This is a genomic window from Niabella aquatica (genome assembly GCF_054779315.1).
The window spans coordinates 57,970-72,471 of the sequence record NZ_BAAGYM010000015.1 but is presented as its reverse complement, the minus strand read 5'-3'; the positions used below and the strand labels follow the sequence as shown (position 1 = coordinate 72,471).

Genomic DNA, 14,502 nt, shown 5'->3' with positions numbered 1-14,502 from the left:
CCAGCTTAATTGCTGCTGGCGTTTGGTAGCTGCACAATATCCTACTACTACTACTTTACAATTCGGATTCGCTTTTAATTTAGCAGCTACAGTGGATAAAGTAGCAGCCGCATCTGAAGAAAGCTTGTTAGAATTAGGCGCAAAATGAATGCTTGGCAATGCACCTAAAGAAACGGCACAATCGCTAGGAGCAGGAGCACAACCTTCAGGACAAGGACATTTACCTACACCATCCGCATCTACCGGCTGGCAGTAGGTGGGGGTGATCAGCTCTTTATCCTTACAATCAGGTACACCGTCACCATCTGTATCAAGGCTTACACCATGTGTATCGACAGGGCAGCCTGCAGGAGTTTGTTCCTGGTCGAACTGGTCAGTTACACCATCACCGTCCGCATCCGGAAGAACGATCTCAGGAACCCTGCGAAGTTCACCGTAAGCATAGTTCATCGAGTTCAGCCAGTAAAGAGGCTCTACTCTTTTAGATTTATTACCCAGGTTAAAGTTCAAACCTACCGTAAGATAGTTCATGAAATCTTTATCAGGCGTTAAGGTACCTTTTTCATCCCAGCGCTGGCCATCTAACAGATCAGAACCATTGTAGATGATCCTGTCTTCAATAGCCAGGTTCATTCTTGGGCTTAACCGGAAGGCCACGCCCAGTCCGCCAGAAACTGAAGGAGCAATGGAACCACGGAACATTTTGGAATAGGGCACACTGGGATTTCTTTCTATAGGAGTATCATATTCACCGTCTTGAAGATCTTTTAATTGCTTTAAGATATCTTTACGGTTGGCATATTCGGCGTTGCTGTTAATTTTGCTGTAATCATAAGCAGCGCTTTCAGCACTTCCCTGAACAGGATGCATTGCATCTACCCGTCCCTTCCAGGTGCTTATACCAATACCAGCCAACCCGTAAAAAGTAACACCGGTTTGCGCCTTATAAAAACGTATGTTATGGATGTTAGCCACCATTTGCAGGCTAAGTTCCTGTACATGAGTTTTGTAATTATAGTAAACATTAGGATATTGAATAGGATTCCAAACATTACCGCCTTCAGGAACGCTGTTCTTGGTATAACGGTAAAACCACGGATTTGCATATCCCGCATATTGATAGCCCTGGGAAGGCTTCCAGTCCTGGCCGGTGGCTATACCATACATGTATTCTAAACGTAAGGAAAGCGTATGACCCAGTGATTTCCGGATATGGGCACCAAAACCGGGACTTAACAACACCGAAGCTACATCACCATTTACAGTAAACATACCTCCTTTGATGCCAATTTCCCACATGTCTTTGGGCTTACCGGGATAGTCGTAATTACCCACCATAAACTCCTTGTGCTGGGATAATTGCTTACTATTGTAATAGTTGTCATCTGTTACAGAATAAGTGCCGTAAATAGCATGCGGCGCCGTATAAGGATGCGAGGGGCTCACCTGCGCATGTGCACTGCCTAAACAGGCAGCAGATCCTAGGATAAGGCTCAGAATTTTTGAATGTTTCATATTCTTTTTTGATTTTGGCTATATATATCAATATATAATTATTTATGCTGCTTTACTACTATAAAGTAATCATAAATATATATTAACGAGCAAATATATGATTTATAACACAATCTCCAAAGAAATGTTAAATACGGAATTTCAGGCAGGAGCCTCATCTTTTTCTTTTAAATAAAACCGGATGCCTTCATAAATTCCGGCAGATAACCTGTTCCGGGCAAAATACACGTTGCGTTTCCCTTTAAGCACATCCAGTTCTTTACTATAGTTTGCTACTACAATTCCTTTTGCCTGCCCCTGCAGCATATCTATATCGTTACCTCCGTTACCGGCTGTAATAAACTGTTCCACAGGTATTTTCCACTTATAGCTTAAATATCGCACTACATTGCCTTTACCGGCCCTTCGCGGTATGATATCAAGATATTTATTATCTGTAAGTAATACTTTGGCGTACAGCTTTTTATCGTACAGAATCTTATTAATGTAGGCCAGGTCATCTCCGTTAAACCTATCCTCTGTAAAATAGCTTATTTTGTAAGGCCACTGTGCCGCGGCTCCCTGTAACGTAACAGGAGCAATTTCTTCCATCGCTTTTACAATAGCCGCTCTTTTCCACTGATGGTTAATATGTGTTTCCCAGCCGGTATCCGGGATAAAATCTTTCGTATAGTACAGCTCTGTTCCTGCAGAACAAATAAGAATGTCCGGGTTAATAAAAGGATATTTTACAACGGCTTCTCTTAACAGCTCTTTATTCCTGCCACTTGAAATACCAAAAACAGTTCCGGGATGCGCTTTCAGCCAGTCCGTCAGGGTTTCCAGGCCGGTTATATCGTCGCCCTCTACGAGTGTACCGTCCAGATCACTGATCAGGAATAACCGGGCATCGGCCAGCCTGCGGCCAAAAGAAGTGGAGGCATGAAATTTTTCAGCTTTCTCTTCAAAAATATTATTGATCGTTTCAACGTATTTTTCGGCGTGTTTATTCCATGCATAATCTTCTGCACCGGCTTTTATACCATTGGCAGAGTATTGTTCCCATAAAGTCCGGTCAGCAATGATTTTTTTTAATGCCGCCGCTATGGCTTCTGTATCTTCCACATCTACTAATAAGCCATTATTTGCGTTCTCAACAATTTCCTTCGGCCCCCCGGTTGGAGAGGCTACAATGGGCAGGCCGCAGGCCGCAGCTTCCACGATAGTCAATCCAAAATTTTCGCCGGGAGTGGCATTTACAAACACGCCTTTTTTACGTGCGGCTATCCTGTATATTTCGGGCACTTCCACAGCAGGGTCGTTCTTTTTGGGCAGCGCCATTTTCCCATATAAATCGTACTTGTCCATAAGCAGGAGCAGGTTAGTCAGTATTTCCTTTTCATCATCTGGCATTTGCGAAATATCCTTTCTCACACCGGCAAAAATAGCCAGGTTAGCCATAGCCTGTAACTCCTTATCCTGGCCATAGCTGTTAATAATGGCTTCAAAATTTTTTCTTTTGTCGGCCCTGCCAATAGACAGTATCAGGGGCTTATCAGCGTTAAATAAAAAGCGCTCAATCTCTGAGTGGATCTTATACATCGCCTGCTCCTGTTCCAGTGTCATTTCAAAAGCCGGCATCTCTAAGCGGTAATACGGGTAGAAAACATCGCTGTTAACACCGGGTGGTATTACTTTAAAACAGGCATTATGCTTATTATTATACTCTTTATACTGGGTATTGATCTCGTGCTGCGTGCTTACGATCACTACATCGGCATTGGCGATAATCCTTTCTTCTTCATTAATACGCCTTTGCATATTGAAGCGCTCATTTACTTTTTTTTCATCCCAACCCTGGCTTAGCAGTATTTTCTTTTTGTTACGGCCCAGCGAATGTCCTGTAGCAATAAACGGCAGTGCAAAAATCTTACTCAGCTCACATGCAATGTAGTTCCCATCGGCATAATGGCCATGTAATACATCCGGATAATCATCCTCCGCCTCATAAAAACGGATAGTATTATTAATGAACTCATCCAGGTGATCCCACAGCTGCTCTTTTTCCTTGTAAAGATGCCCGCCACAATCTATTCTTACAATACGTGCTTTTTCATTTACGGTTTCTACCGGCCGGCTGTAGGCTTCAGACACTCTTTTATCTGTAATCCTACGGGTAAACAGATCAGCTTTTCTTACCTGCGGATGCATGGACAATGCCTCAAGCAACTCCAGCACATACTTTACCTGCCCTCCGGTGTCTTTATCCCGGCCTATCTCTGCATTTTCAAACCTTATCAAGCCGTGAGGACTGAATAATTGTATATAATATTGCTTCATCTGTATATTTTTTTTATTTTTCAAACATACAGGGACTTATAAGTTGCTCCCTGTTCAAAGTTCAAAGAATCCCGGCGGAGGTTGCCCCGGCGATTTTTTAGCACATGATAAAATACTGACTTGTATGGCAGCCAGCGAAATACTGTTATAACCATGCCATTTTTCAGGTCGTGGTTTTTGAGATAGCCGAAATATAATTATTTTTAAATAAATGCAAAATATACAAAGAAGCTTCTATACCGGTTCGGGATTCAGCGATTGGGAAATAGGTGATGTTACGATCATCCTCCATAACGGGGTATATCATTTGTTTCATCTTATCATACCTAATCATGATTATATAGCGCATGCGGTATCCAAAGACTGTATTTCGTGGAAACGTGTAAAAAATGCATTATTTGTAGGCGATCCCGGAGAATGGGACGATGATATGCTGTGGACCATGCACGTATATAAGACCACTGATGGCTTTGAAATGTATTATACCGGCCTGCAGCGAAAGCTGCGTGGTACCAATTCATTAATTGGCCTGGCCGTATCGGAAGACCTTTATAACTGGAAGAAGAAAAATGAAGGGGTGTTTCCCATAGCATCAAAAGGACCCTGGTATGAAAGTATAGAAGACAGCCCCCGCAAATGGCTGAGCTTCAGGGATCCTTTCCGGTTTGATTATAAGAATGAAACCTACTATCTGGTGTGCGCGCGTACAGCTAGCGGTCCCGTATCGAGGCGTGGCTGTATCGGGCTTTTAAAATACCATAAAGAAGGTGTTGAATACTTACCGCCACTTCATTACCCCATGGTATATGATGACCTGGAATGCCCCTGTGTATTTGAGCTCAACGGCAAATATTACGCTATCGCGTCCATAAGAGAAGATGTTAAGGTGCGCTATTGGTTCAGCCACGATTTCCTGGAAGAATACCATGCCTTCCATGCTAACGTTTTGCTGCCACAGGGCAATTATGCTGCAAGGGTCATAGAAAGCAAAAGCGGAAAGCTCCTGATCTACGCGTTTTTTTATACCTCGGGCCTTATTAATTCCCATCGCGTGCTCTTACCCCCCAAGCAATTAGACACTGATGAAAAGGGGAGGCTCTTGCTTAAAAGTTTTGATCATTGGGAAGCGATTGCTTACGACGATATTCCTCAAAACAGCTTTCCCACCTTCAAAAGATTATTCAACAACAACACGGCATCTTTTTCGACGGAAGATAACAGGCTCGTAATGGGGTCGCGCAGTGGGTACGAAATTTTCGTATTTGAAAAACCTGACGATAATTTTATCTGGGAAGGAGTATTATCAGTAGAAGGCATGGGTAAATTAGGCCTCGTTACGGATATGGATGAAGAAGGTTCTGGTTACTATTATTCCTTTGATGTAGTAAATGGCCACGTAGAAATAAGAGCCTGGGGCTTTAATGAAACGGACATACGGTCCAACTTCAGGTTTAATATCCTGCAGGATAATATCTTTAAGATCAATGATTCGTACACCTACCATTTTAAGCTCATCAGGCATGGCGCTTATATAGAACTGTCTATCGACGGATTGGTGAAACTTACGCTTATAGATTACAATTATAATAACCAGTTGATAGGGCTGTATTCAGCGTCATCTGTAGTATCTTTAAATAATAGTTTTATCAAAAAGCTGCCGCCATTAGAAGATGAGTATATAATAGAAACAGAACTTTAGTGCCGGATATCATATAAAATCTCAAACCTCAAAAGGATAATGCGATCACCTGTAACAGCTTCATATAAATTAATAAACCTTATATAATATCCGATGATCTATTTTTGTGCTATTAGCTTTCATTCTATATTTTAACAGCCGGTTGTTTTGTTTTCCGGTTATTCATTTATATCTATTTTATGGGGAAAATCATCTTTTTTCTGCTTATTGTATTTGTTTTAACCGGCTGCGGTTTCCAGAGCCGCAGGCAGGAACTGGACGAACGGGAGAAAAAGCTTGCGGGTCGGGAACAGGCGATCCTGCTAAAAGAGAAAGAGCTGCAACTGCTGGAAGATAGTCTTAAACGCAACCTGGCACAGAAAGACACATCGGCTCTTTTGGCTTTAACCAGCATTCCCCTGCCCGATTCGCTGGCCGGAACCTGGGAAGTATCTATGCTTTGTACCCGTACCAATTGCCAGGGGTTTGCTGTTGGCGACACAAGGAAAGAATCATGGCTGTTTGCCCAGAGAGACGAAGCGGTAAGCGTCAGTGCGTTGCAGGGAGAGAAGCTTGTACGTGTATACACCGGATCATTCAATGGCTCAGGTTTTCGGCTCATGGTACCCCCCAATGTTGCGGATTCTGCTGCTGCTGCTATGACCGTAATGCTTAAAGTGGATAACATCAATAAAATGAGCGGTGAGCGTGTCATAACACAGGCAGATGGCTGCAGCTCTGTTTTTAAAATAGATGCGACCCGCTCTGCAAATACCCCAAAATAACCTTTCCTTCTTTTAGAATCCACTCCTATGCTACTGAATATTGCCGATACCACGCTTCCCATTTCAGATCCCATCCTGAGATACCTGGTAGTTATATTAATAGTGCTTCTGGCGCCCCTGTTGCTCAATAAATTAAAGATCCCGCATTTAATAGGATTGATCATCGCCGGGGCGCTGATAGGACCCAATGGTTTCGGGGTACTGGAACGGGACAGCAGTATTGTGGTTTCGGGCACCACCGGCTTGCTTTATATTATGTTTCTGGCCGGCCTGGAAATAGATCTTGTGGAATTTAAAAAGAACCGGTGGAAAAGCATTGGTTTTGGTTTGTATACTTTTTGTATACCGATGATTATAGGCACCCTGGGAAGCTTTTATATTTTACATTTTGATCCGATGACAGCTGTTTTGCTGGGCAGCCTTATCTCGTCTCATACCCTGCTGGCCTACCCTATTGCCAGTAAGCTGGGCATTACAAAAGACAAATCGGTAAATATAACAGTGGGCGGAACCATGATCACCGATACCCTGGCCCTGTTGGTACTGGCCGTTATAGTAGGTATGACCAAGGGTGAAGTGGATACTGCTTTCTGGATCAGGATGACGGCCTCTATCCTCGCCTTTGGCCTTATCGTTATATTTATATTTCCCATTATAGGAAGATGGTTCTTTAAAAAAGTAAATGATAAGATCTCGCAGTTCATTTTTGTACTGGTTATGGTTTACCTGGGAGCAGTGCTGGCCGAGCTGGCCGGAGTGGAAGGCATCATCGGCGCTTTTCTTGCAGGCCTTGCCATGAACCGGCTGATACCACATACTTCTCCCCTAATGAACCGTGTGGAATTTGTGGGGAACGCACTTTTTATTCCCTTTTTCCTGATAAGCGTGGGCATGCTTATCGACTTTACCGTATTTATTAAAAGTATTAATACGTTGAAAGTAGCAGCAGTGCTTACATCAGGCGTTATTGCTGCCAAGTGGCTGGCGGCATGGGCCACTACCAAAACCTTCAGGATGAATAAAAACCAGCTCCAGGTAATTTTCGGGTTAAGTGTGGCACAGGCCGCAGCAACGCTTGCTGCTGTAATGGTAGGCTATAATATTGTTATTTCTGAAACGCCCGATGGCGCTCCTATCAGGCTGCTCAACGAAGATGTGCTGAACGGGTCTATTCTGGTGATACTCATTACCTGCACCCTGGCCTCCCTGGTTACGCAAAAAGGAGGAAGCCAATTGGCCCGGGAAACAGAAGCGGGAAAAAATGACAATAAAAGTACGGCCCAGGAAGGCATGAACATTTTGATTGCGACCAATTCTATTGAAAAAACAGAGCAGCTGGTTCAGCTGGCGCTGAGTATTAAGCAAAACAGCGCAACAGATCATTTTTTCGCACTGAATATCATCAATAAGCAGGATGCTCCTGACGAATCGGATAAAACTGCCAAAAAGATACTTCAGATCGCCGTGCAAACCGGCGCTGCTGCAGATATAGCTGTAACAGATATTATACGGTATGATGAGATTATAAACGGGATTACCGGAGAGGTAAAAGCCAATAAAATTACCGACCTCATACTCGGTTACAGCACCTCTCCTTACAGCTCCGATAAAAGCTTCATGCTTATTAACGGCATCCTGGAAAACGATAAAATCACTACTTATGTTTATAACCCGGTTCAGCCGCTTTCTACTATCAGGAAGCATATAATAGTAATACCACCTCATGCAGAAGAGGAAAGCGGGTTCTATTACTGGCTGTCCAATATATGGCGGCTATCCAAAAACTGTGGCGGCGGCACTATATTTTTTGGGCCAGGCCGCCTAACGCCCGTTATAAAAACCCTGAACGAGGTCCATCCGATCAATTATACGTTGCAGGAATTTACCGAATGGGAAGACCTGCTGGTCCTCGGCCGTGAAGTGTCGCCTAACGACCTCCTCACTTTTGTACTAAGCAGAAAAGAAGGGGCATCGTATAACCCGCATATGGACCGGGTATTTACTTACCTGGACCGGTATTTCAGGCAGAATAATTTCCTGCTGATCTACCCGTCTCAAATTAAAACAGTTCCGGAAGATGATTTTTATACCGCCGGGCACAATAAAGTGCTGGACGGAACTGTAGACATACAGGGGCTTGGAAAAGAAATTGAAAAATTCTTCCATAAGAAATAATTAAGAAAATGTTAAATGGTGCCACTTTAAGTTTTCACTCGAAAGAAATACTTCTGTAAGGCGTCTAATTACTGGAAATACAAGCAAGTTTTTCTCATAAGCAGTTAGTTTTGGTTTAATCCCCACGTTTCTACGAGGGGATTTTTTTATAAGCCTTCAATGTTTGTATTTAACCAGGAAAGCCGTTTTGCCACAAAATCTGCCAGGTAATTCACTTCTGCGTCATAAGAGCCCCTGATCTTATTGGTGTTCCACTCTGCTTTTGTTATATCCCATCCCGCGCCACCGTTTGCCAATGGGCCGAAATTCCTTTTTTGAGCTTCGTCCAGCAGCAAAGCACGGTCTGTGATAAAAGCAGGTATTTTGTCCAGCTCGGGCTTCAATACCTGCCATCGCTGCTTCAGCGCCGAAACAAAAGCGGGATCTTCAAACAAACGGTCGAACCAGGGCGCATTGGTTTTAATGAACCACCCGTCCCATTCTGAGGAGGAAGCGCCCTGATCCCAGGTAATATAATCGGCATTACCAAAAGCAAGGTCAAAATCCCATACAAGCGGCATTTCTATTTTGCCGTTCCGGCGAATGGCCATATAGCAGCTGCCCCGCATGTTCCCGTCCACATTCTTGGCAAGCTCCTGTACGATATAATAGTTAATGAAAGACGCGATGTCTATGTATTTGCGATAGCCATTCTGCGGGTCTTTGAAGTTTTCGGAGTACAGCGCGCTTTCAGCTGTATTAAAAAATCCTTTTACATAATCATATTGCTGAGGAGTTGGCTCATCGGGGTCTTTGAACATAATGGGAAGCTGTTTGATATCCGTTTTAAACTTATACGGTTCGTCGTAATGAAAATCCAGCTCCAGGAAATACCCCCCGGTAAGGGCTATGCCTGAATTATCAGAAGCACTTACCAGATTCATATTAACCCTTTTTTCCGATACTTTAACATGCTCTGTCAAAGCATAAACACCCTGGTAGGTATTATTCAGGTAAAGATCAACGCTGACAGAGCCGGGTGTCCAGCTCATCCCTGCTGTGCGAGCTATCTGCAATGCTGCCATATTCCTCAGCAGTGTTTTGTCCAGGTAATTGGCCAAAAGCGCCCAGTCTTTATCGGCGCTCATACCTAACAGGGAAGACTTGCTGTCTAAATTCAGGCGGTAGGGTTTTTTAGGCATTCCCCATGTTGAATTTCCGCGCCCTTTGATCCTTGCAGTAGCCGTGAACGGGACGCCATCTGTATAAAACCGGTCAATATCTTTTATTATAACAGATGTTTTTACATATTGCTCCTTATCTGTAATGGCTGCAGCGCCTTCTGTATTTATAAATACCTGGGGAATGCGCGGCAGCTTTTTTGTTATGGTAACAGTATAATCTGTTGTTTTGCCGTTTTCGGCAATAACGCTGTAAATAACGTCCTTGCTGAAGTCATTCCTGGTCACTTCGCTGACCTGCTTTGTGCTCCCTACTTTTACTGATGCCCCTGCATAGGCGAATGTAGCTACCAACCCGTTCAGCGGTACGTTATAGGGCACAGACAGCCTGATGCTATTGCCGGAGATCACGCCAGTGGCTGTTTCTTCCAAACCCTCATTCAAAGTGTAGGCAAGGATAAAAGATTCTATCCGGGCCTCGGAAGACAACTGCTTTACTTCGTCTACTTCCTTATGAGAACAGGAAACAAAAGGTGAAAATATTGTCAGCCACAAAAAAAAGATACCAGCAGGATAAGCCCTAAAAAATTTCATACGCATCGTTTATTCAGAATATTCAAATATCAAAAGCAAAGCATAAAACAGCTGCAGGCACCCGCATCACGTGAGAAAAACCCAAACATGTTCAACGTACCCTGCTTCATTTCACGGGTACAGGATTACATTCTACCGGCTGATGCCTGCTGTATGCTGATGCGTTTGATATAGCATAATAACAGACCTTCCCGTGGCGGGTATATTAAAATAGACCTTATACGCTACATTTTGCGTACTTTGAAGAATACGTATGGCATCCATTGTATTTACTTCTACAGACGTTCCATTTTCAAGTAAAGAAAAAGCTTCTTCCAAGGTTCCGGGCCTTTCAAATGTTTGTTCCATAAAACAAATTTATTTGATTTATACGATATTGCCTTTAGTATCAAGGTACATCCCAATAAAGCAGGTCAGGGCCAGCAAGCAAATCGATACCAAGTAAAAAATGTACTAACCAGGAATAACCGGCCGGAGTCAGCAACATAAAATATGATCGGGGCATCAAATAAAAAGTTCGGGGCATTCTTCGCCCCGAACTTTGGTTAAAAAACAGCGCATTGCCGGATCAACTAATACGTTCTTCTTATTCTAAAGAGCCTGATACATTACGGAACGTAACATTGCAATTTTTTGAATTATAAAGTGTTCTCTGGAAACTTCCCTGTACGATACTGCTGCTGCTTTCACCGAAGGTTTCAAAAACAACACTGCCATTCCCGTAATACTTTTTTAAAGGTTTCGCATTCGGCGTAACCACCATGAGAAATGTCCAGGTCATAAGAACCGGTGAAAGTGGTTTTTAGCCTCATCCGGGCTCCCAAAACTATATTTACCCAGCACCGTTCATTGGTATGAAACCTATTTCACTGCTCCCTGCTGTAGCGTCATAAAGCATAGGAGCCCTTCAATATCAGATGTGTTTGTACTGACCCAGAAAATTTATACTGACCGGCACTTGGGATATTTATGTAATTTTGTGAGAGGTATCAACGAGCTGTTACCAATTTTATGCCGACAGCAATAGCCACAGCAGCAATTATTACAGGATTGATCTTATATAGTTTCATTCGTAAAAGACCAGTTAACAAGAAGCGATCTGAAACTATAGCAACAAACCCCTACGGCCAAAGACTTAAATCCAATAGCCCTGTACTTTTATAGCCCTCACATTAACAAGATAAAATAAAAAGTATGAATCCACTTGAAATTTTTCACAAAGAAGCCCCGGAAGTAGCAGCAGCATTTGATGGACTGATTGAAGCGTTAAAAAGCTCACCGGGGTTAGATGCTAAAACAAAACAATTGGTTTATATAGGGATAAAGTCTGCAATGGGTGATAGCACTGCAATATATTTTCACGTGCAAATGGCAAAAGAGCTTGGAGCTACCAGGGAAGAAATCAGGGATACTATTTTAATTACCCTGTCTGTGTGCGGATTAAAAGGAGTAGCCAGCTGCCTTCCAACTGCTTTAGATATTTATGACAAAACAAAATAGTTCTCATATGGCAAGTGATCTGTCCAATCAAATAAACATTGGTAAGGATACGGAAACCAAGCTGATCCAGACGGGCATAGATTCTTATGAAAAATTAGTGCTAACAGGAAGTGAGGGGGCTTTTATGCGGCTCCAGGCAATTGATCCTGGCGCTTGTTTGAGTTTACTGTATGGATTACAAGGTGCCATAGAAGGAGTTAAATGGAACAAATTATCGCCAGATAAAAAACAAGCCTTACAACAGTTTTATAAGACAACAAAAAAGAAATAGAGCTGCAACAAAACTAGCATGTTCAGAACATATTGAGGGTATATGCAACACCGTATTTGCTAATACCAGCAGAAAAATACAGATAACTTCCATAGCTATAAAAAAAGTCCAGGGCTATGAAAGCTCCGGACTACAGTAAAACACAGGGTATTACGCGATAAATTAATAGGTTCTTTTCATTCAATGATTTGGAAGTAACCGCATTCTTGCTATCCTATTGCTTAAAGTTTCCTTCTTAGTCTAAAAGTCCCACTTACCTTTTTGCTTTTCGGCGTACATGCTCCTACTTCATATACTGTTGCTTCAATACTTCCGGAGATAATGCCACCTATACTTCCATACTTATCAATAGTTAGTTTACCTTTTCCATAATACGGCTTACTGTCATTACATTTATAGTACACCCCCCTATACGGGATATCGGTCCCACTTGATATATTGACCGTCAAACCAAATTTATCCGGTTCTGCCTCATTTCCCAAATCAAAATTATCAGTCCTGTCTGCATGTAAGTTTATAGAAATACCACCCGTTAGCCCTGTACCTATTAGAATTGTCATGGAACCCATCAACGCCGCATCATTTGAAAGACCAACATGTCTAGTTCCATCCACTTCCCAGGTAAAATATTCATCCGGCACCAGTTCGATTTCTGTTTGAACAATAACCAACCCCGATGTGCCCGGCCTATCGGGATGCGTTTTATTAACCATATTTTTGATCTGTGCCCCTACCGCAATTTTTGCAGGTTGTACAATGCTTGCCGGTGCTTTATAAGTTGCACTGACCCTGCTTAAGTTCTCACCTCCATTTCCCTCCCGTGTGACCTTGCCGGGACCATTGACAAACCACGTGTCAGTTTTGATTTGTTCGCCATCTCTATAGCCCAGTCGTCCATCCGGCCATTGTTCTGTATAAAATAGAAGTAACGCTGTTTCCTCATTAGCAACAAGCCTCCTTTTTTCCTTTACAACATGAAATAACCGATTAAGGTACCAATCGCTAAAATGCCGGGTATTCACCCATACCTTGTGTGCCGCCTTATCAATCTCCGTCATGAACGCACTATAAAAATATCCCTCTCTATCCTGATAGGCAAGATACAGGTAGTCTTCCGATGTCCCGACCAGATCTTCCTCTGTATAGTCAAATGTTATCTTGACCTCCTTATGAAAAGTCACATCTTCCGGTCCAAGACGATAAGCAGGCCCGGTTGCCAACGCTAATGTCTTACTGATGGGCTGTATGGTAAATTGTACATCACTGTCCACCGCGCCCACGGGAATATCGACCGTTATCTTCCCGTCGGGTGTAGTGATCTGTCCTCCCGCAGCACCAATCACCTTTACTACCTGGCCACCCTGTGCAACACCATGTTCTGCCTTAATAAGCACCAGTTCCCCTTTATTTGCCGGATCGGAATCTTTGCTGCAAGAGCCGATCGACAGTAAGAAACTCACACATAGTATAATATAGCTCAATTGATTTTTCATAATATTTATACTTTTATAATTTCAAACCGATCTCCAGCGCATCCCAGTTACTTTTGAAAGAGGGCACCATTACAGGCGTATATTGATGGTTGGGCGTAAAGGTTACCGTAGATGTGCCTATAGCTTTATCTGGTTTAAGCCCGAGATGTTCATATACATTTGCCTTTGTCCCTGTTGCGTTCATTTTCAATTTGCGTCCATCGCTCATTTTAGCGTTGATGGTATATTTACCCACTGGTATATTCTGGATGGAAAACCCGGTATAATCACCAATTTGACGGGTGATCTTAAAAGATTTTGTTTCTCCGTAAAGCCCGGTTCCTACAGGGATCAGTTCAATTTCAACAATACCATCTTCCGGCAGGTATTCGGGATTTTGATAGGGATCTCCTGCATAATTAATATTGAAATTAAACGACAGGGCTCCGCCATAATAATTGCTTTCATTATTGGGTTGCTGCGCTACTTCATCCGGATTAGCAGGACCGTAAGACAGCAGTACAAAGTTTTTGACAACACCGCTACCGGAAGGGAAAGCGGTAGTGCCGCCAACGGGATATAATGCCACAACTGTTGGCGTTTCATTATAAGTGATCGTAGTGGCTGTGCCAAAAAAGTAGGCGGCACCCGCCGGAATGATAAATTCATAATATCCGTTATCATTGGTGAGCCCGCTTCCACTGGAATAGAATCCGCCGGTAAGTGATGAAGATACTCCTATGTGTGCCCCCTTTAAAGGTTTGCCGCTTAAATCAGCCACATAGCCCCTGGCCACACCCGCCCTTGCTGATAACGAAGGGAAAACCGGCATTCGTGGCAGTGTGTTTCCCATAACATTCACATAGTAAGCATTTGCGGCAATAGTGAAATTGGCATGACCGTTTACCACGGGTAAGGGTGGTTGCTCTTCCCAGGTTGCTTCTCCAGAAGTTTCGCTGGTGTCTTTTGAGCATTTTGCTAACAATGTTCCCATTATTAGCAGGTAGAAAAATTTCATTATAAATAGATTTTC

The 14,502-nt window shown here is 43.0% G+C and carries 12 protein-coding genes; 5 read left to right on the top strand and 7 right to left on the bottom strand.

All coding sequences use genetic code 11. From position 1 onward, the window contains the following. Nucleotides 1-1,515, bottom strand: a 1,515-nt coding sequence (locus ACYVBM_RS12870; protein ID WP_460686074.1) for an OmpA family protein, incomplete at its 3' end; no start/stop codon positions are given. A 141-nt stretch (nt 1,516-1,656) separates the two neighbouring features. Continuing rightward, nucleotides 1,657-3,834, bottom strand: a complete 2,178-nt coding sequence (locus ACYVBM_RS12865; RefSeq protein WP_460686073.1) for an HAD family hydrolase — start codon at nt 3,832-3,834, stop codon at nt 1,657-1,659. Nucleotides 3,835-4,045: 211 nt separating this feature from the next. Here ACYVBM_RS12865 and ACYVBM_RS12860 point away from each other — a divergent pair, with 211 nt between their 5' ends. From ACYVBM_RS12860 to ACYVBM_RS12850, 3 genes are all read left to right on the top strand, one after another. Further along, nucleotides 4,046-5,533, top strand: a complete 1,488-nt coding sequence (locus tag ACYVBM_RS12860) for a glycoside hydrolase family protein (RefSeq protein WP_460686072.1) — start codon at nt 4,046-4,048, stop codon at nt 5,531-5,533. A gap of 179 nt (nt 5,534-5,712) precedes the next feature. Continuing rightward, on the top strand, nt 5,713-6,297 hold the full coding sequence (locus ACYVBM_RS12855; protein WP_460686071.1) for a hypothetical protein: 585 nt from the start codon (nt 5,713-5,715) through the stop codon (nt 6,295-6,297). A 27-nt stretch (nt 6,298-6,324) separates the two neighbouring features. After that, nucleotides 6,325-8,472 carry a cation:proton antiporter gene (locus tag ACYVBM_RS12850; RefSeq protein ID WP_460686070.1) on the top strand — a complete coding sequence of 716 codons (2,148 nt, stop codon included), beginning with the start codon at nt 6,325-6,327 and terminating at the stop codon, nt 8,470-8,472. Between the two features lie 146 nt (nt 8,473-8,618). On the opposite strand, the gene ACYVBM_RS12845 is transcribed toward ACYVBM_RS12850, so the two are convergent. The 3 genes from ACYVBM_RS12845 to ACYVBM_RS12835 form a co-directional block, all read right to left on the bottom strand. Next, nucleotides 8,619-10,226: a CotH kinase family protein gene (locus tag ACYVBM_RS12845; RefSeq protein WP_460686069.1), complete on the bottom strand. Its 1,608-nt coding sequence runs from the start codon at nt 10,224-10,226 to the stop codon at nt 8,619-8,621. A 132-nt stretch (nt 10,227-10,358) separates the two neighbouring features. Further along, complete coding sequence (locus tag ACYVBM_RS12840; RefSeq protein WP_460686068.1) at nt 10,359-10,574, bottom strand: hypothetical protein; 216 nt, start codon at nt 10,572-10,574, stop codon at nt 10,359-10,361. A gap of 238 nt (nt 10,575-10,812) precedes the next feature. Beyond that, a complete protein-coding gene (locus tag ACYVBM_RS12835; RefSeq protein WP_460686067.1) occupies nt 10,813-11,007 on the bottom strand; it encodes a hypothetical protein in 195 nt (64 codons plus the stop codon). Between the two features lie 413 nt (nt 11,008-11,420). On the opposite strand from ACYVBM_RS12835, the gene ACYVBM_RS12830 reads away from it, so the two are divergent. Both ACYVBM_RS12830 and ACYVBM_RS12825 read left to right on the top strand, forming a co-directional pair. Further along, on the top strand, nt 11,421-11,726 hold the full coding sequence (locus ACYVBM_RS12830; RefSeq protein ID WP_460686066.1) for a carboxymuconolactone decarboxylase family protein: 306 nt from the start codon (nt 11,421-11,423) through the stop codon (nt 11,724-11,726). Nucleotides 11,727-11,733: 7 nt separating this feature from the next. Beyond that, complete coding sequence (locus ACYVBM_RS12825; RefSeq protein ID WP_460686065.1) at nt 11,734-11,997, top strand: TfoX/Sxy family DNA transformation protein; 264 nt, start codon at nt 11,734-11,736, stop codon at nt 11,995-11,997. Nucleotides 11,998-12,218: 221 nt separating this feature from the next. Here ACYVBM_RS12825 and ACYVBM_RS12820 read toward each other — a convergent pair whose 3' ends face one another. Next, a complete protein-coding gene (locus ACYVBM_RS12820) occupies nt 12,219-13,490 on the bottom strand; it encodes a hypothetical protein (RefSeq protein WP_460686064.1) in 1,272 nt (423 codons plus the stop codon). Between the two features lie 13 nt (nt 13,491-13,503). After that, a complete protein-coding gene (locus ACYVBM_RS12815) occupies nt 13,504-14,487 on the bottom strand; it encodes a hypothetical protein (protein WP_460686063.1) in 984 nt (327 codons plus the stop codon). Between the last annotated feature and the right edge of the window lie 15 nt (nt 14,488-14,502).